The sequence below is a fragment of the Pseudoalteromonas distincta genome (genome assembly GCF_000814675.1).
In the GTDB taxonomy this organism is placed as follows: domain Bacteria; phylum Pseudomonadota; class Gammaproteobacteria; order Enterobacterales; family Alteromonadaceae; genus Pseudoalteromonas; species Pseudoalteromonas distincta.
Genome location: NZ_JWIG01000025.1, coordinates 139,288 through 156,929 on the forward strand (window position 1 = coordinate 139,288; position 17,642 = coordinate 156,929).

Below are 17,642 nucleotides of genomic sequence, written 5' to 3' on the forward strand. Positions count from 1 at the left end.
TAGTACTGCGCCAGCGTTAACTGGCGCTAATTGTGTGACTAAGGAACGAAAGTAGCTACGCCAATTTCGTTAACAGTGTCTGGTTTTGGCTCTGCAGCTGCAGCTTTAGTTAAAATAGCTGAAGGAGCGACTTCACGTCGTAAATTCATTTCTGATTCTGTACGAATTAAGTCACCACGTAAAGAGTTAGGTAGTGCTTCGGTAATACGTACATCAACAAACTGTCCGATCACTGTGTGCGGGCCAACAAAGTTTACTACACGGTTGTTTTCGGTACGGCCACGTAATTCCATAGGGTTCTTCTTAGAAGGACCTTCAACAAGTATACGTTGCTCTGTATCGAACATTTGACGACTAATTTGCTGCGCCATTTGTGTAATACGGTTTTGTAGTAAGTATAAGCGTTCTTTTTTCTCTTGCTCTGTTACGTCATCCGGCAAATCTGCCGCTGGCGTACCTGGGCGTGCGCTGTAAATAAAGCTAAAGCTCATATCAAAACCTATGTCGCTAATAAGCTTCATGGTTGCTTCAAAGTCTTCTTTGCTTTCGCCTGGGAAACCAATAATGAAATCTGACGACATGCTTAAGTTAGGACGAATTTTACGTAACTTACGAATTGTCGATTTGTATTCAATTGCCGTATGGCCACGTTTCATTAGGTTTAATATACGGTCTGAACCACTTTGTACTGGTAAATGTAAGTGATCTACAAGCTCTGGTACATCGGCGTAAACGTCGATTATATCTGGGGTAAATTCTACCGGGTGCGATGTGGTGTAACGAATACGGTCAATACCATCAATAGCTGCTATAAGACGAATTAAATCAGAGAAGTAACAAATTTCGCCATCATGCGTATCGCCGCGGTATGCATTTACGTTTTGACCTAAAAGATTTACTTCACGTACGCCTTGCTCTGCAAGTTGTGCAACTTCAAGTAGTACGTCATCTACTGGGCGACTAACTTCTTCACCGCGAGTATAAGGTACAACACAAAAAGTACAGTACTTAGAACAGCCTTCCATAATTGATACGAAAGCAGATGGGCCATCTGCTTTTGGCTCTGGCAGGCGGTCAAATTTTTCAATCTCTGGGAATGAAATATCAACAACCGATGAGCCTTTGTCGCCTTGCACTTGTTTAATCATTTCTGGTAAACGGTGTAGCGTTTGCGGACCAAAAATAACATCTACAAATGGCGCACGTTGGCGAATAGAGTCACCTTCTTGTGAGGCAACACAACCACCTACACCAATGATTAAATCTGGCTTGTCGTCTTTTAATAACTTCCAGCGACCTAATTGGTGAAATACTTTTTCTTGTGCTTTTTCACGAATTGAACAGGTGTTAAGTAAGATTACGTCGGCATCTGTTGCATCTTCAGTTAGCTGGTAGCCGTTGGTGGCATCTAAAAGTTCAGCCATTTTCTGAGAGTCGTATTCGTTCATCTGACAACCCCAGGTTTTAATATGCAGCTTTTTGCTCATTGAAATATAGCCTCGTGTTCAATTCGATAGTGGCACAAAAATGTGCTTGAAACAGGATTAAGGAGCAAGCATGCTCACTTAAAGGAGGCGTATTTTAGCTGGATACCCGTCCAGATCCAAGTATAGTTTTCATGTTTGTGATCTCAAATCAATACGAGGCGAGTTTAATCAGCAGTTAGGGATATCCTCTGGTATAAAACAAATTAATTTTGATACAATCAAAACAGACTCAAGTAATAATAAAATGATGAAAAACATGACTAAAAATAATGTGATAGTAGTTGGTGGTGGCATGGTTGGCGCGGCTATGGCGATAAAGCTTGCTCAACAGGGCTTTGGCGTACGCATAATCGAAAAACACCTAATAGACCCATCACAGATTCTTAGTAGTGATAAGGTTGATATTAGAGTGTCGGCTATTAATCGTTTTTCAGAAAATTTACTTGATGAATTAGGAGCAATGCCGCTTTTAAGGCAAAACCGCATAGCGCCTTATCAGCAATTAGAGGCATTTGAGCGCGGTGGTGATAATTTATTGTTTGACTGCGCCGATATAAACACCACGCATTTAGGCCACTTAATTGAAAATAGTTTAATTCAAGCAAGTTTATGGCAGCAATTTGATCATTATAAAATTGAGGTTATTGAGCAAGCCACACCTATTACTAAAATAGAGCAAACGGATGATTTAATTACGCTTGTGTATGGAGCTCAAACCTATACCGCTGATTTAGTGATTGCAGCCGATGGCGGACAATCGCAGCTGCGTGCTAAAGCTAATATAGGAATTACCGGCTGGCAGTATCAGCAACATTGCATGGGGGTATTAATTAAACTCGATGCGCCGCAACAAATTAAAACATGGCAGCAGTTTACGCCAAGTGGGCCACTCGCATTTTTGCCAATGCAGGCACCATACGCTAATTTAATTTGGTACGACGATGCAAATACACTGCAAGCATTTAAAGGGCTAAACCCAGCTGAGCTAAAAATGCACATACTTAATAAATTTCCTGAACTTGCTGGAGACTTTGAAGTACAGACTCATGCAATATTTCCGCTTACTCGCCAACATGCTAACAACTATTCACAAGGGCGCTTAGTTTTAGTAGGCGATGCAGCTCATACAATAAATCCCCTTGCAGGGCAGGGCGTTAATTTAGGTTTTCAGGACGTAGTGGCACTTGCTGAGGTTTTATACAAAGCAGGAGATATAGGTTGCCCACTAAAACTTAAAGAATACGAGCGAGCTCGCCGTAAAGCTAATTTATTAATGATGAGCATGATGGATGCCTGTTACTTTGGCTTTTCTAACCAAGTTGCGCCACTTAAATGGGCACGTAGCCAGTTTTTAAAAATGGCTAATAATACAGGCCCTATAAAAAACTGGGTTTTAAAATACGCAATTAGCGGTGATTTAGGCTAAATTTAAAGTAGAGATTAAAAAGGCTCATTTATGAGCCTTTTTTTATGTCTGTTTTTTAAGTGAACAAATAGTGACCCAGTTATATTAAATAAAATTTTAATTTGACTAGGGTTATATCACTAAACCGCAATTTAATAATTTTAAAGAGCCTATGTGTGGATAATTTTTTTTCAGTAATAATTATTTTAGGTGCGCTACTGCTAGTTGCTAGCTTAAAAACAACCTTTAAAGTTTGTAAAAAAACATCGCAAAGAGCGTGGAGTGTACTGTTATGCGCTATTGTCTGTTTTATTTTAGGGTATTGGTGGATACTTTATTACTTTTCAAATTACGATACGGCACCAATAATAAGAAATGCAGTTGCCACAATATTATTTGGTGGTGCAGGGTTTGTTTTCTTAGTTGTCAAACTGAGTTTAAAAAGCATCCTTAAAATAGAGCAAGCAACGCAGTATCAAAAATATCAAACTGAGCACGATAACTTAACAACCTTACCCAACCGCAATAACTTTTTTAAATCCTTGAGTAAACAAGTCGATTACCCTTCTTCATTTGCATTATTTTATATTGATTTAAATAATTTTAAACAAATTAATGATGCGTTTGGTCATCAATGTGGTGATCAGCTACTGGCTGCTTTTGCTAATAAGTTAAGCAAAGAGCTATGTGGCATTGCTAAGTTATATCGAATAGGCGGGGATGAGTTTGCGTTTTTACTGAATACCGATACTGATGAAAGCATGGCTCACTGTGTAAATATTATAAACTCAGCCGTCAAAGCTCCGTTTTGTACGCATGAGCAAATGGTTAAAATACAATTAAGCATAGGCGTAAGCCGTTTTCCTGATGATAGCCGATTACCCGACCAGTTACTAAAAAAAGCCAACTTGGCACTGCATGAAGCAAAAAAGACATTTCAACCTTTAGTAAATTACTCATCTGAAATAGGTAAACGAGCAGAGGACTTTTTTGATTTATCAGTCAAAATTAAAGCCGCGTTACACAAAGGGGAGTTCGAGCTTTATTTACAACCAATAATGGACTCCAAAGATATTCAATTGCATGGCTTAGAAGCGCTGATCCGATGGCCGCAAGCTGATGGTAGCTTTATTAGCCCTGAAAAGTTTATAAGTGTAGCTGAGCGTACAGGGCTCATTTTTGTTTTATCGAAATGGGTTGTACAAGAAGCAGTTAACCATATTAGAAAACTTAAACTCTTTGGGTTCACCGGTACTATTCATGTCAACTTATCAACAAAAGATATTGAAAGCAGCGAGTTTTACGAATTTATAATTAGCTTACTTACTACTGACCCGACTTTAAGTGATTCACTAATATTTGAAATTACAGAAGGGGCAATGATGACAAACATACCCGCAGCAAGAAAAATGATGCAGCAGTTAAGTATGCGTGGATTTAAATTTAGTGTTGATGATTTTGGTACGGGGTTTTCGTCACTGTCGTTATTAAGGGAGTTGCCCATAAACCAGATAAAAATAGATCAATCGTTTATCAAAGACATGCTTATTAATCCGCCTGATTACGCTATTGTAGAATCTACGTTGTTTTTGGCGAGCCGATTAAATTGCGATGTAGTAGCTGAAGGAATAGAAACCAAAAAAGTAGAGCAAGCGCTATTGAGTATGAACTGTGATTATTTACAAGGGTATTTATATAGCAGACCAATAAATATAGACGAATTTATAAATGTATATTTAAGTACAGAAAAAGTAAGCTGAATTTAATGAATATTGAGAAGTTTTAGAGAAGGAAGTCAAATTGGCTGGGATACCAGGATTTGAACCTGGGAATGCCAGGATCAAAACCTGGTGCCTTACCGCTTGGCGATATCCCAACTATAAATTTGATATTAATTTTAGTTCTTAATAAGAACATGGTGCGGAAGGAGAGACTTGAACTCTCACATCCTAAGATACTGGAACCTAAATCCAGCGCGTCTACCAATTCCGCCACTCCCGCATCACTAATGTGCTCATTTAACCTCTAAGCTAGAGTAATTCTTTTATTCAACTTTCCTTGGTAGAAGAAGTTGGCTGGGATACCAGGATTTGAACCTGGGAATGCCAGGATCAAAACCTGGTGCCTTACCGCTTGGCGATATCCCAACAAAGAATTCTTTTATAATTTTAGTTCTTATCAGAACATGGTGCGGAAGGAGAGACTTGAACTCTCACATCCTAAGATACTGGAACCTAAATCCAGCGCGTCTACCAATTCCGCCACTCCCGCATCATTAATTTGCTCATTTAAACTCTAAGCAAGAGTTATTCTTTTATTCAACTTTCCTTGGTAGAAGAAGTTGGCTGGGATACCAGGATTTGAACCTGGGAATGCCAGGATCAAAACCTGGTGCCTTACCGCTTGGCGATATCCCAACAAAGAATTAATTGATATTTTTAGTTCGTATCAAGAACATGGTGCGGAAAGAGAGACTTGAACTCTCACAACCGAAGTTACTGGAACCTAAATCCAGCGCGTCTACCAATTCCGCCACTCCCGCATCGTTTGTGTTATAAAACACAGGTAGTTATTTTAGACTCTTCATTGAGTGCAATTTAACTCTTGCAGAGCCACTTCTAAAAAAAGAAATGGTGGCTAAGACGGGATTTGAACCTGTGACCCCATCATTATGAGTGATGTGCTCTAACCAGCTGAGCTACTTAGCCATTGTTGGCTGGGATACCAGGATTTGAACCTGGGAATGCCAGGATCAAAACCTGGTGCCTTACCGCTTGGCGATATCCCAACAATAACAATTGATAGTTTTAATTCTTATCGAGAATTATGGTGCGGAAGGAGAGACTTGAACTCTCACATCCTAAGATACTGGAACCTAAATCCAGCGCGTCTACCAATTCCGCCACTCCCGCACACAAGGTAGTTATTTTAAACTCTTCATTGAGCAACAAAAAAATATGGTGGCTAAGACGGGATTTGAACCTGTGACCCCATCATTATGAGTGATGTGCTCTAACCAGCTGAGCTACTTAGCCATCTTTTTTTGTTAGCACTTCATCGCTGAGTGCGGGGCGTATTATGCTGATATGACCCAAATTCGTCAACACCTTTTTTGCAAAAAAACACTTAACTGTGTTTGTTTGCAGGAAAATTAAGCTAAGCGGCTAAATTTTAATAAAAATGATGATTTTTTGAGTGCAATTCACATACAAAATTTGTCGCTAAATAAAAAAAGCAAAAACCAATCGTTTGAAGCTGTTTGATTATTCAACAAATTATTACGCTCTGGTTAAATCTTAACATTAATTTGTTTAAGAGGTACTTATTTTTGAGGTTTGATCTTCTGCTTAGGGTGTATTTTTAGATTAAACGTAGGTATTTAGGTTGGGGCTATATCAATTTTATAAGTTTATAACGTTGGAGGTACAAAAAAGGCTCGTAAAAACGAGCCTTTAAAATTATTACCAATACTAATTTGGTTTCATTTGACTTATACGTTGAACAAGAAGTTCATTACATCGCCGTCTTTAACAATGTACTCTTTACCTTCTTGACGCATCTTACCTGCTTCTTTTGCGCCGCTTTCACCTTTAAAGGCAACAAAGTCGTCAAAAGCAATCGTTTGCGCACGAATAAAGCCACGCTCGAAGTCGGTATGGATTTTACCCGCTGCTTGTGGCGCTGTTGCACCTACAGGGATTGTCCATGCACGCACTTCTTTAACACCCGCAGTGAAATAAGTTTGTAATTGTAGTAATTCATAACCACCACGAATAACAAGATTAAGGCCGGGCTCTTCTAAGCCAAGATCAGCCATAAACTCAAGCTTGTCTTCGTCATCTAATTCTGAAAGCTCAGATTCGATAGCAGCACATACAGGAACGACAATCGCATCTTCTGCTGCAGCAATAGCGCGTACACGGTCAAGGTATGGATTATTTTCAAAACCATCTTCAGCAACGTTTGCAATATACATAGTTGGTTTAATAGTTAAGAAGTTGATAGAGCTGATTGCTGCTTTTTCTTCTTTAGTTAATGCTAAAGCGCGTAAAGTTAAGCCTTCATCAAGATGCACTTTTACTTTTTCAAGTACGGCATTTTGCTCTTTGGCGTCTTTATCACCACCTTTTGCTTTTTTTGCGTTACGGAAAAGGGCTTTTTCAGCGCTATCCATATCAGCAAGTACTAACTCAGTGTTGATTACGTCAATATCGTCAGCAGGGTCAATAGTGCCTGCTACGTGAATGATGTTTTCATCTTCAAAACAGCGAACTACGTGGCCAATTGCATCGGTTTCACGAATGTTAGCTAAAAACTGGTTACCAAGGCCTTCACCTTTAGATGCGCCCTTTACCAAGCCAGCAATGTCTACAAATTCCATACTAGTGGTAAGAACTCGTTGAGGATTAACAATTTTAGCAAGTTCGTCTAGACGAGGATCTGGCACAGGTACCACACCTGTATTAGGCTCAATGGTACAAAAAGGAAAGTTAGCGGCTTCAATACCCGCTTTAGTTAGTGCATTGAAAAGCGTTGATTTACCTACGTTAGGCAAGCCAACGATGCCACATTTAAAACCCATAGTAAGATACCTTGTTTAGAATTCGTTTAAACGGTGTACTTGGACCCAAGTTACTAGGGTTTAAACGAATGTAGTCTGTTTTGTGCTTTTAACACACCATCTTTTGCAAGTATTTCCATGCAACGAACTGCTTCATCAACAGCAGCATCCATTTTTTCTTGGTCTTCTTTGGCCGCTTTTCCAAGCACCCAACCAGTTACCATTTCACGATGCCCCGGATGACCTACACCAATGCGCAAGCGCATAAAGTCTTTTTGATTTGCCATTTTTGCAATAATGTCTTTTAAACCATTATGACCGCCATGCCCGCCACCTTTTTTTAATTTGGCAACGCCTGGGTCTAAATCCAATTCGTCATGGGCAACTAAAATGTCCTCGACAGGGATTTTGAAAAAATTAGCTAAACTACTGACCGCTTTACCACTTAAATTCATGTAAGTAGTGGGGATCAATAATTTGAATTCTTGGCCTTGAATGATCACTTTGCCTGTAAGGCCGTGATATTTAGGATCGTGTTTTAGAGTGCAGTTATAGCGTGCAGCGATTTGCTCGATGAACCAAGCACCTGCATTGTGGCGTGTGTTTGCGTATTCGGGGCCTGGATTAGCCAGGCCCACAAGCATTTGAATAGAATTCAAGGTTGCGAGACCTTAAATATTATTCTGCTGCTGCAGCGTCGTCTTCAACTGGAGCTGCTTTGTTTGCTTTGATAGTCAGGATAGACTGATCATGGCCTTCGCCTTTAGCTAAATCTACAGAGCTAACGCCTTTAGGGAAAGTTAGGTCAGAGATATGAACTGAATCGCCAACAACAAACTTAGAAACATCTACTTCAATGAATTCTGGAAGTGCTTTTGGAAGACACGTAATTTCAACTTCAGTTAACTGGTGAACAACAGTTGCGCCAGCTTTAGTTACAATCTCTTCACCGATGAAGTGTAGAGGAACTTTAGTTTGAAATTTATGAGTAGCATCTACACGTTGGAAATCAAGGTGAGTAAGCTTAGGCTTGAATGGGTGACGTTGGATATCTTTTAAGATTACTTCAACAGCTTCGCCATCAACGTTAAGCGTAAGGATATGCGTGTAGAAACCTTCGTCTTCTTGAGCTTTGATCATATCTTTATGAGCAAAAGTAAGAGATAAAGCTTCTTTATCAGCTCCGTAAAGGATTGCAGGAACTTTGTCTTCGCGACGTAGGCGGCGGCTCGCACCAGTACCAGTTTCTACGCGAAGTTCAGCGTTATACGTATAAGTTTTGTTAGACATGATGTCTCCAGTTATTTAAATGTGTAGGGCCTTTGCGACCAAGGTCCCTAGCCAAAAGGCGCGCTATCATACCACCACGCCCAGATAAAATAAACATCGCTTACAAAAAAAGCGCCAAAAGGCGCTTTTATATTCAGGAATGTTTAATTTTAGTGTTCAAACATCGCTGAGATAGATTCTTCGTTACTAATACGACGAATAGTCTCTGCTAACATGTCAGCAAGCGTAAGTACCTTAACTTTATCAAGGGCTTTAAGCTCATCAGATAGCGGAATTGAGTCAGTTACAATTACTTCATCAATCATTGAGTCACGTAAGTTTTCGGCTGCTTTACCTGAAAGGATAGGGTGCGTTGCGTATGCAAATACACGCTTAGCGCCATGTTCTTTAAGTGCTTCTGCGGCTTTGCACAATGTACCACCGGTATCAATCATATCATCTACGATAATACAATCACGACCTTCAACGTCACCAATAATGTGCATTACTTGAGAAACATTTGCTTGAGGGCGACGTTTATCAATGATTGCTAAATCGGTATCGTTTAGTAGTTTTGCAATTGCACGAGCACGTACAACACCACCAATATCTGGAGATACAACAACGACGTCTTCAAAGTCGCGTTCTTTCATATCTTCAAGTAATACAGGGCTGCCAAATACGTTATCTACAGGTACATCAAAGAAGCCTTGGATTTGTTCAGCGTGTAAATCAACCGTAAGAACACGGTCAACACCAACACTTGATAAGAAATCTGCAACAACTTTAGCGGTAATTGGAACACGAGCAGAACGTACACGACGGTCTTGGCGCGCATAACCAAAATAAGGAATGACGGCAGTAATACGACCTGCAGATGCACGACGTAGAGCATCAACCATAACGATAAGTTCCATAAGGTTATCGTTTGTAGGGGCACAGGTTGATTGCAAGATAAAAACGTCCGAGCCACGAACATTTTCATTTATTTGAACACTGATCTCACCGTCGCTAAAACGGCCAACAACAGCATCGCCTAATTCAATATATAAACGTTTTGCAACTTTTTGAGCTAACTCAGGTGTTGCGTTACCAGCGAAGAGCTTCATGTCAGGCACGGTAGGGTTCCTCAGGCACTGAATATTTGGACTAACGGGCAATGATAAATATCACTGCGGGTTAACTTATGATTACTTGTACGTTACTTCATTGATCGAATATGGCGGTTAACTCCGTTTGAGCAGGTGAGACATTTGCGCTTGAAGCCACAAAACCCTGCCAAGTATGGGGGAGATTTTCAAGTACATCTTGTGCTTGAACTTGACTAGCAAATTCGACAAAACAACATGAACCTGTTCCGGTCATCTTCGACGGGGCGTATTTTAGCAACCACTGGAGGGTTTTTTCAACCTCGGGGCAAAGCTTTTTAACTAAAGGCTCACAATCGTTGGTCAAAGTATGGTGTTTCCAGTCGCCTATTATTTTTGGTGTGTCGCGTTTTAAATCTGGATGTGTAAATATTTTTGCGGTACTTACATGTTGGTTAGGGTGTACAACGCAGTACCATTTTTGTTCAAGTGTTACGTGGTGTAGTTTTTCACCAATACCGTGCGCTATGGCGCTTTGACCTTGTATGAACACCGGAACATCTGCCCCTAACTTGAGCCCTAATTGAGCTAGTGTTTCTAAATTTAGTGCCAATTTCCATAACTTATTTAGGGCTAATAAAGTACTCGCTGCGTCAGATGAACCTCCTCCAACACCGCCCCCCATCGGCAAGCGCTTAATTAAATTTATTTTTACACCCAAAGAGCTTTTACAGTGTGTTTGTAATAATAAAGCCGCTTTATAGATGAGATTATCATTTAGAGGGATGTCTTTAGTATCACCATCGACAGAAATACTCCCATCTGTTGTTAACTCAAAATGCAGCTCATCACCAAAATTTAAAAAAGTAAATAAGGTTTCAAGTTCATGATAGCCATCTTCTCGGCGAGCATTAATATGTAAAAATAAATTGAGTTTTGCCGGAGCAATAAGTGAAAAAGAGGTTTTGTTATTCATACTTATTTAAACTGCCAATCGTATAGTTGAATTTTAATTTTTATTTGTTGGTGCTTTAACGTCAGTTTAGTAGGTAACCAGTAACCTGCGTTTTGTACATAAGTGCCATAATCTATTTGCCATTTTTTGCCTGTATTATCAAACCATAATACTTGCTTTGCACGCCCAAGCTCATCAACAATTAAACTTTCATCGTCAATAGTGCCTTTAAGCCAGTTATCGGCATTATCAACCGGTAGTGTAAAACCCGTTAATCGTTTTAAAAGCTCTGCAGCGTTAGTATCAAAGTATTGTTCACCGTCAAACTCTAATTCAGCACCGTTAGCTGTTTGTTTAAGCGACAAAATACGAGTACCAATAAAAGTAGTCAGTATTAAATTATTGGAATTTGTTGTTTGCTGCCAATTTAAGTTTGCAGATTGACGCTCTTCAGGGCTAATAAATGCTAGTTTACCTTCTACTTGCCAAGTTTTTTGAGCAGCTAAACGTGGTTTCCAATCATCATAAAGTGTTGTTTTTGTATCAATTTGATGAGCACAGCCACCTAAAAACAAAAAAAACATGAATAAAATCAAATATTGTCGAATCAAATGTTGTTCCTTACTTTCCATATTCCGCTGATTTTTGGTAAAATTACCGCCTTTGAAGTAGGGCTCAGCAATATTTGGCAAATATGACCATAATAGCACTAGGTATAAATCACAAAACCGCATCCGTAGAATTACGTGAAAAAGTGGCTTTTTCGCCTGAGCAAATTTCAGAGGCGTTGCAACAATTAAGTGGCCATGCCGACTTTAATGAAGCGGTTATTGTGTCTACCTGCAATCGAACCGAGATCTATTGTAGCCTCGCTCAGCAAAATTCCCAAACACTGTTGAGCTGGCTTGCCAGTTTCCATGGTTTGGATGAACATGAACTGAGCAAAAACATTTATTGTTACGAAGATAACGATGCTATTAATCACTTAATGCGCGTGGCGTGTGGGTTGGATTCTTTAGTGTTGGGCGAACCGCAAATTCTGGGGCAAATAAAGCAATCGTTTTTTAGTGCTAAAAACCACGATGCAGTAGGTGTTACGTTTGATAGGTTGTTTCAAAAAACATTTTCGGTAGCGAAACAAGTTAGAACTGAAACCGATATTGGCGCAAGTGCGGTATCGGTAGCGTTTGCTGCAGTTAACTTGGCAAAGCATATTTATGGCAAGCTTGATAAGACCAATGTGTTATTAATTGGCGCAGGTGAAACCATTGAATTGGTTGCTAAACATTTATATCAAAATGAGCCTCAAAATATCACTGTTGCAAATAGAACTATTGAGCGAGCTCGTAACTTAGCTGACGAAGTGTCGGCAGATGTGATTGCTTTGGCGCAATTGCCTGAGCGTTTGCATAAAGCCGATATAGTGATTAGTTCTACAGCCAGCACTTTGCCTATTATTGGTAAAGGGGTGGTTGAGCAGGCGCTAAAGCAGCGACGTCACAAACCTATGCTATTTATAGATATAGCGGTTCCGCGTGATATAGAAAGCCAAGTTGGGGAGCTAGATGCTGCCTATTTATATTCCGTTGATGACTTACAAACCATTGTAAGCGAGAATATGGCAGCGCGCGAGCAAGCTGCACAGCAAGCGCAAATAATTATTACTGAACGCACCAAAGAATTTGCAATGTGGATGCGTTCACTCGATTCGGTAGATTTAATCCGCCATTATCGAAACGATGTACAAACAATTAAGTCTGAACTTGTAGAGCGTGCTGTTAGTCAGCTCAATACAGGTAAAGATGCAGAAAAAATTATATTAGAGCTCGCCAATAAATTAACCAATCGCTTAATGCACGCGCCTACCCGTGCAATACAAGATGCAGCGAAAAAAGGTGAAGTGGCGCAGCTAAACCAGTTGAAAAAAATGTTAGGTATTGATCAGGAATAACCGTTAAATGAAAGAGTCTGTTTATAATAAATTAGAAACCTTAGTAGAGCGTTACGAAGAAGTACAAGCGCTGCTAAGCGACCCGTCGGTCATTAGTGATCAAAACCGTTTTCGTGCGCTTTCAAAAGAGTATTCTGAGCTTGAAGAGATTGTAAAAACGTTTTTAAACTATAAAGAAACGCAAGACGATTTAGCCAGTGCAGAAGAAATGCTTAAAGATTCTGACCCTGAAATGCGTGAAATGGCGCAAGAAGAATATAAAGAAGCAAAAGCACAAATACTAGTGATTGAAGATCAAATTCAAGTATTAATGTTGCCAAAAGATCCGCGAGATAACAACAACGTGTTTGTTGAAGTACGAGCAGGGACGGGCGGGGATGAAGCTGCTATTTTTGCTGGTGACTTATTTCGTATGTACAGCCGCTACGCAGAAAATAAAAAATGGAAAGTAGAAGTTGTAAGCACCAATGAAGGTGAGCATGGCGGTTACAAAGAAGTTATTGCAAATATCAGTGGCGAAGGCGTTTACGGTCAATTAAAGTTTGAATCAGGCGTACACCGCGTACAACGTGTACCAGAGACTGAATCACAAGGTCGTGTTCATACCTCAGCGTGTACTGTTGCGGTTATGGCAGAAGTACCAGAAGCTGAAGCGATACAAATTAATACCGCAGATTTAAAAGTTGATACATTTCGTGCATCAGGCGCAGGTGGTCAGCACGTAAATAAAACTGATTCTGCTATTCGACTTACGCATATACCTACCGGTGTTGTGGTTGAGTGTCAGGATCAGCGTTCGCAGCATAAAAACCGTGCTAAAGCGATGTCAGTACTTGCAGCACGTTTGCAACAGGCTGAAGATGAAAAACGCCATGCGGCAGAAGCTTCTGAACGTCGTGACTTGGTAGGTAGTGGCGATCGTTCTGAGCGTATTCGTACTTATAACTACCCGCAAGGTCGTATTACCGATCACCGTATTAACTTAACACTTTATCGTTTAAACGAAGTGGTAGCCGGTGATTTAAGTGCGATTATTGACCCATTAATGCAAGAGCATCAAGCTGACTTACTTGCGGCCATGGGCGACGAGTAGTTGTGGCTCACACTCTTGAACAAGCAATTGCTGCAGGTGCTGACTTATTAGCACTTAGCAGCGAAAGTGCTAAATTAGATGCACAAGTTTTACTTCTTCATATACTTCAAAAACCTCGCAGTTACCTTTTTACTTGGCCAGAACATGCGCTTAGTGATGAGCAGCAATCGCAATTTAATGTATTTATCCAAAGACGTTTAAAAGGTGAGCCCGTAGCCCATATAACTGGGCTGCGTGAATTTTGGAGCTTATCGCTTGAAGTTAACGCAACGACCCTAATACCTCGACCAGATACTGAAACATTAGTCGAGCAAGCACTTGAAATAGCGCTACCCGCTACAGCAAAGGTGCTGGATTTAGGCACAGGTACTGGTGCAATAGCGTTGGCACTGGGTAGTGAAATGCCTAATTGGCAAATTACGGCAGTAGATAGAGTAAGCGATGCAGTTGCACTTGCTACACGTAACCAGCAGCGATTAGCGATTAATAATGTACATGCTAAACAAAGTAACTGGTTTAGTGAGTTGCATGGCGAAAAATTCAATTTAATTGTCACTAACCCTCCTTATATAGAAAGTAGCGATATACATTTAAATCAGGGTGATGTGCGCTTTGAGCCTTTATCGGCATTAGTGGCTGATGATTGCGGAATGTCTGATATTAAACAAATAATTACACAATCACGTGACTATTTGTCATCTAATGGCTATCTTTTAATAGAACACGGTTTTGAGCAAGGTGAAGCTGTTCGTCATTTCTTTGAAAAAATGGCGTTTATTAATATTAAAACAGTGAAAGACCTTGGTAACAATGACCGTGTAACACTTGCACTGTGGCCCTAGAGAATAATAATTGCCTACTAGTGCGTTAAATAATGCCATGAAGGAATTTCGACTATGATGGGTGATTTTTTATTTTCAGATGAACCAGAAGAAACAATCGATGAGATTGAACACGGTACCTGGAAAGTATTAATCGTTGATGATGAACCTGAAGTTCATGCTGTTACAAAACTAGCACTGAGTGATTTTGAGTTTCAAAATAAACGCTTAGAGTTTATTAGTGCCTACTCAGGTGCTGAAGCGAAAGAGCTCATAAAGGAGCATCCAGATGCCGCTATTGTGCTACTTGATGTGGTAATGGAAACCGACGACGCTGGTTTGCAGGTTGCTAAGTTTATTCGTGAAGAAGCTAAAAATAATCATATACGGATTATTTTAAGAACGGGCCAACCTGGCCAGGCACCTGAACGCCAAGTCATTATTAATTATGATATTAACGATTACAAATCGAAAACTGAGCTAACGGCTCAAAAATTATTTACTGTTATTATGTCGAGCCTACGCTCGTATCGGGATATTATTTCGATTGAGCAGTCACGCGAAGGGCTTGAGAAAATAATTATAGCGTCTCGTGATATTTTTTCTGCGCATTCAATAGAGCACTTTATTGAAGGCGTTATGCAGCAATTAACATCTTTATTGGGTATTGCTGATCAAGCTATGTATGCCACCACTTTAGTTGCACAAAACCCAGAACATGAAATAAATAAAAAGCTAATAGTTTGCTCTGGCACTGGCGATTTTGAAAAAAGTGAAGGTAAAGAGCTTGATGAGGTATTACAAGCTGAGCAGTTAAGTGCGTGTCATCAGGCGCTTAATGATAAAAGTATTATTTATAAAGATAATTACTTATTTGCGTACTGCAGTAGTGAGTACAATCATAACTCAATGCTGTTCATATCAGGTGTCCCAAAGGATTTAACGGATACTCAGCGTCATTTAATCAAAATATTTTCTCAAAATGTGCAACTTGCCTTTGAAAATGTGCAGCTTCAGTCTGAAATAGAAGCGACACAACAAGAGCTTGTTTATAGGTTAAGTGAAGCAGTTGAGCAGCGATCAACCGAGACAGGTAATCATGTTAAACGTGTAGCACATATTTGTCATATTTTAGCTGAGGGCTATGGTTTATCTAAACATGATGCAGATTTAGTAAGGTTGGCGTCGCCTCTTCATGATGTAGGTAAAGTGGGCATTCCTGATGCGATTTTAAACAAACCAGCAAAGTTAGAACCTCAAGAATGGGAAGTAATGAAAACCCATACTGATAAAGGCTATACTATTTTAAAAGACTCTCCCCATGAAATTGTGAGTACAGGTGCAATTATTGCAAAAGAGCATCATGAAAAATGGGATGGGTCTGGTTACCCACAAGGTCTAAGCGGAAACGCAATTAATGTATTTGGCCGTATAGTCGCACTTGCTGATGTATACGATGCACTTCGCCATAAACGGTGTTATAAAGAGCCTTGGACATTACAAAATGTGGTTGATGAAATTAATGCTCAAAAAGGCACACATTTTGAACCAAAAATGGTTGAAGTATTTAACGAAAAGCTTGATGAGTTAGAGGCGGTTCTTAGCCGTTTTCCTGATTAGATTTTTATAAAACAGAAGTACAGGGGCATATGGATTATTTAGCAGTAAAGCACTCGCACATGGCAATTGCGATGTTAAGTGTAATATTATTTTATGTTCGCGCTTTTTCGCGAATGGGCAGTGGTAAATTAGCAAAAAATAAAGCGATAATGATTGGTAGTCACAGTATAGATACTTTGTTATTAGTGTCTGCACTTACGCTTATATTTATGGCTAAAATTAATCCGTTTGAACAATATTGGCTATTAGAAAAAATAGTTTTAGTGGTTATATACATTGGTATTGGGGCTAAAAGCGCCCGACAAACTAAAATGGCGGCTAAAGTTGCTTACGTTTTAGTTAACACTGCTGTTATTTTAGCGATAGGTTATTTAGCGACGTCTAAATCAGCTTTTTTGCTTTAAGTAATACCTGACTATTTGAGCTTTATAGTTGTTTTGTAAAGCTCAAATACAACCCCCCTCTCAGAAAATATTCAAATACACCTCTATATTGGTATATAGCTTTAAAGTTAGGTAAACTACGCCTTCGTTTTCTAAAATGTTGCAGTATTAATGACTACCCTCGGGTTTGACGAACACGATGAATCTTATCTTGATGATGCTTACGATGAATTTACACCTCCAGCGATTTACCGCTGTATTAAAGCAGAGTCAAAGTGGGACCCTCAGATAGATTTAACACCATGTTATGAAACTTTAACTGACTTTGAACAGCAAATTTCAGCGCTGTGTTTAAAAGTGAGTGATGAGCACGATCGCCTCGAAAAATTATTAGATATGTTTTACAGTGATTGGCTATTTAGTGCATCAGGTTTAAAAGTGCCTGAATATAAATTAAATACATTAAGCTATACGCTTTCTATGCGCAGTGGTTCACCTACAATACTGGCAATTATACTTTGTCATTTTTTACAACAAGCTAACTGTGACGCGAACCTTAGTCTTACCCAAGGTGATGTTGGCGTACATGTGGCGATTAGTGATGAAGAAGGCTACATAATAGAGCCAAGTAGTGGACAACAAAGTTGGTATATTATCCCTGAAAACGCAGATGAAGATGATGGTCAAGAGCAAGAGCCACTCGAACTGATTTTTGATGACGAAGTATATAAGTTATTTTTAGCTCAGCAAAAATGGTCTTTCATTAGCGAAAATAAATTTGGTCATGCTTTAACCTGTGTAGAGATGCTAATGGAGTTAATAGGCGACGACCCGTATGAGAGACGCGACAGAGGTTACTTATTAAATCAGCTCGGTTGCCCTAAAATGGCACGTGATGATTTACAGTTTTTTGTAGATGAGTGTCCGGACGATCCTGCAATAGAGATTATTCAACACCAAATAGAAGAGCTAGAAGATAATAATAAAACGCACCATTAAGAATAGGAAT

15 protein-coding genes and 10 tRNA genes are annotated in these 17,642 nt (G+C 39.6%); 8 read left to right on the top strand and 17 right to left on the bottom strand.

What is annotated here, in order from left to right:
* Positions 1–38 precede the first annotated feature (38 nt).
* The gene (miaB, locus tag QT16_RS16170; RefSeq protein ID WP_002958544.1) at positions 39–1,487 is read right to left on the bottom strand and encodes a tRNA (N6-isopentenyl adenosine(37)-C2)-methylthiotransferase MiaB; all 1,449 of its coding nucleotides are present in this window, start codon (positions 1,485–1,487) and stop codon (positions 39–41) included.
* Positions 1,488–1,743: 256 nt separating this feature from the next.
* Here miaB and QT16_RS16175 point away from each other — a divergent pair, with 256 nt between their 5' ends.
* Complete coding sequence (locus QT16_RS16175; protein ID WP_226929045.1) at positions 1,744–2,913, top strand: FAD-dependent monooxygenase; 1,170 nt, start codon at positions 1,744–1,746, stop codon at positions 2,911–2,913.
* A gap of 155 nt (positions 2,914–3,068) precedes the next feature.
* Complete coding sequence (locus QT16_RS16180; protein WP_039489349.1) at positions 3,069–4,652, top strand: putative bifunctional diguanylate cyclase/phosphodiesterase; 1,584 nt, start codon at positions 3,069–3,071, stop codon at positions 4,650–4,652.
* 41 nt (positions 4,653–4,693) lie between these two features.
* Here QT16_RS16180 and QT16_RS16185 read toward each other — a convergent pair.
* The 16 genes from QT16_RS16185 to lolB form a co-directional block, all read right to left on the bottom strand.
* Positions 4,694–4,768: transfer RNA gene (locus tag QT16_RS16185), tRNA-Gln, on the bottom strand.
* A gap of 40 nt (positions 4,769–4,808) precedes the next feature.
* A tRNA-Leu gene (locus tag QT16_RS16190) sits at positions 4,809–4,893 on the bottom strand.
* Between the two features lie 71 nt (positions 4,894–4,964).
* Positions 4,965–5,039: transfer RNA gene (locus tag QT16_RS16195), tRNA-Gln, on the bottom strand.
* Positions 5,040–5,078: 39 nt separating this feature from the next.
* A tRNA-Leu gene (locus QT16_RS16200) sits at positions 5,079–5,163 on the bottom strand.
* A 71-nt stretch (positions 5,164–5,234) separates the two neighbouring features.
* Positions 5,235–5,309, bottom strand: a tRNA-Gln gene (locus tag QT16_RS16205).
* A 40-nt stretch (positions 5,310–5,349) separates the two neighbouring features.
* Positions 5,350–5,434, bottom strand: a tRNA-Leu gene (locus QT16_RS16210).
* Between the two features lie 89 nt (positions 5,435–5,523).
* Positions 5,524–5,600: transfer RNA gene (locus QT16_RS16215), tRNA-Met, on the bottom strand.
* Between the two features lie 5 nt (positions 5,601–5,605).
* Positions 5,606–5,680 (bottom strand) — tRNA-Gln (locus QT16_RS16220).
* 39 nt (positions 5,681–5,719) lie between these two features.
* Positions 5,720–5,804, bottom strand: a tRNA-Leu gene (locus QT16_RS16225).
* A gap of 46 nt (positions 5,805–5,850) precedes the next feature.
* Positions 5,851–5,927 (bottom strand) — tRNA-Met (locus QT16_RS16230).
* A gap of 455 nt (positions 5,928–6,382) precedes the next feature.
* Complete coding sequence (gene ychF / locus QT16_RS16235) at positions 6,383–7,474, bottom strand: redox-regulated ATPase YchF (RefSeq protein WP_002958547.1); 1,092 nt, start codon at positions 7,472–7,474, stop codon at positions 6,383–6,385.
* Positions 7,475–7,527: 53 nt separating this feature from the next.
* On the bottom strand, positions 7,528–8,112 hold the full coding sequence (pth, locus tag QT16_RS16240) for an aminoacyl-tRNA hydrolase (RefSeq protein ID WP_002958548.1): 585 nt from the start codon (positions 8,110–8,112) through the stop codon (positions 7,528–7,530).
* 19 nt (positions 8,113–8,131) lie between these two features.
* Positions 8,132–8,743 (bottom strand): 50S ribosomal protein L25/general stress protein Ctc, encoded by a 612-nt coding sequence (locus tag QT16_RS16245; RefSeq protein WP_002958549.1) that lies wholly within the window; start codon positions 8,741–8,743, stop codon positions 8,132–8,134.
* Between the two features lie 149 nt (positions 8,744–8,892).
* The gene (locus QT16_RS16250) at positions 8,893–9,840 is read right to left on the bottom strand and encodes a ribose-phosphate pyrophosphokinase (RefSeq protein WP_002958550.1); all 948 of its coding nucleotides are present in this window, start codon (positions 9,838–9,840) and stop codon (positions 8,893–8,895) included.
* A gap of 88 nt (positions 9,841–9,928) precedes the next feature.
* Entirely contained in the window at positions 9,929–10,786 is an 858-nt protein-coding gene (gene ispE / locus QT16_RS16255; RefSeq protein WP_039489352.1) for a 4-(cytidine 5'-diphospho)-2-C-methyl-D-erythritol kinase, read from the bottom strand.
* A gap of 2 nt (positions 10,787–10,788) precedes the next feature.
* Positions 10,789–11,376, bottom strand: coding sequence for a lipoprotein insertase outer membrane protein LolB (gene lolB / locus QT16_RS16260; RefSeq protein WP_033020640.1), 588 nt, complete (start codon positions 11,374–11,376; stop codon positions 10,789–10,791).
* Between the two features lie 83 nt (positions 11,377–11,459).
* On the opposite strand from lolB, the gene hemA reads away from it, so the two are divergent.
* The 6 genes from hemA (at position 11,460) to QT16_RS16290 (ending at position 17,632) form a co-directional block, all read left to right on the top strand.
* Positions 11,460–12,716, top strand: a complete 1,257-nt coding sequence (gene hemA, locus QT16_RS16265) for a glutamyl-tRNA reductase (RefSeq protein ID WP_175413900.1) — start codon at positions 11,460–11,462, stop codon at positions 12,714–12,716.
* A gap of 7 nt (positions 12,717–12,723) precedes the next feature.
* Positions 12,724–13,809, top strand: coding sequence for a peptide chain release factor 1 (gene prfA, locus QT16_RS16270; protein ID WP_002958554.1), 1,086 nt, complete (start codon positions 12,724–12,726; stop codon positions 13,807–13,809).
* Positions 13,810–13,811: 2 nt separating this feature from the next.
* On the top strand, positions 13,812–14,651 hold the full coding sequence (prmC, locus tag QT16_RS16275) for a peptide chain release factor N(5)-glutamine methyltransferase (RefSeq protein ID WP_039489356.1): 840 nt from the start codon (positions 13,812–13,814) through the stop codon (positions 14,649–14,651).
* A 54-nt stretch (positions 14,652–14,705) separates the two neighbouring features.
* On the top strand, positions 14,706–16,250 hold the full coding sequence (locus QT16_RS16280) for a response regulator (RefSeq protein ID WP_188085202.1): 1,545 nt from the start codon (positions 14,706–14,708) through the stop codon (positions 16,248–16,250).
* Between the two features lie 29 nt (positions 16,251–16,279).
* Entirely contained in the window at positions 16,280–16,654 is a 375-nt protein-coding gene (locus QT16_RS16285; RefSeq protein ID WP_002958557.1) for a SirB2 family protein, read from the top strand.
* Between the two features lie 150 nt (positions 16,655–16,804).
* Positions 16,805–17,632 carry a tetratricopeptide repeat protein gene (locus QT16_RS16290; protein ID WP_039489358.1) on the top strand — a complete coding sequence of 276 codons (828 nt, stop codon included), beginning with the start codon at positions 16,805–16,807 and terminating at the stop codon, positions 17,630–17,632.
* Positions 17,633–17,642 lie beyond the last annotated feature (10 nt).

Coding starts and splice junctions, on each gene's coding strand:
- ispE (WP_039489352.1), bottom strand. CDS start 10,786: ATGAATAACAAAACCTCTTTTTCACTTATTGCTCCGGCAAAACTCAAT.
- hemA (WP_175413900.1), top strand. CDS start 11,460: ATGACCATAATAGCACTAGGTATAAATCACAAAACCGCATCCGTAGAA.
- QT16_RS16245 (WP_002958549.1), bottom strand. CDS start 8,743: ATGTCTAACAAAACTTATACGTATAACGCTGAACTTCGCGTAGAAACT.
- QT16_RS16280 (WP_188085202.1), top strand. CDS start 14,706: ATGATGGGTGATTTTTTATTTTCAGATGAACCAGAAGAAACAATCGAT.
- miaB (WP_002958544.1), bottom strand. CDS start 1,487: ATGAGCAAAAAGCTGCATATTAAAACCTGGGGTTGTCAGATGAACGAA.
- QT16_RS16290 (WP_039489358.1), top strand. CDS start 16,805: ATGACTACCCTCGGGTTTGACGAACACGATGAATCTTATCTTGATGAT.
- QT16_RS16175 (WP_226929045.1), top strand. CDS start 1,744: ATGACTAAAAATAATGTGATAGTAGTTGGTGGTGGCATGGTTGGCGCG.
- ychF (WP_002958547.1), bottom strand. CDS start 7,474: ATGGGTTTTAAATGTGGCATCGTTGGCTTGCCTAACGTAGGTAAATCA.
- prfA (WP_002958554.1), top strand. CDS start 12,724: ATGAAAGAGTCTGTTTATAATAAATTAGAAACCTTAGTAGAGCGTTAC.
- QT16_RS16285 (WP_002958557.1), top strand. CDS start 16,280: ATGGATTATTTAGCAGTAAAGCACTCGCACATGGCAATTGCGATGTTA.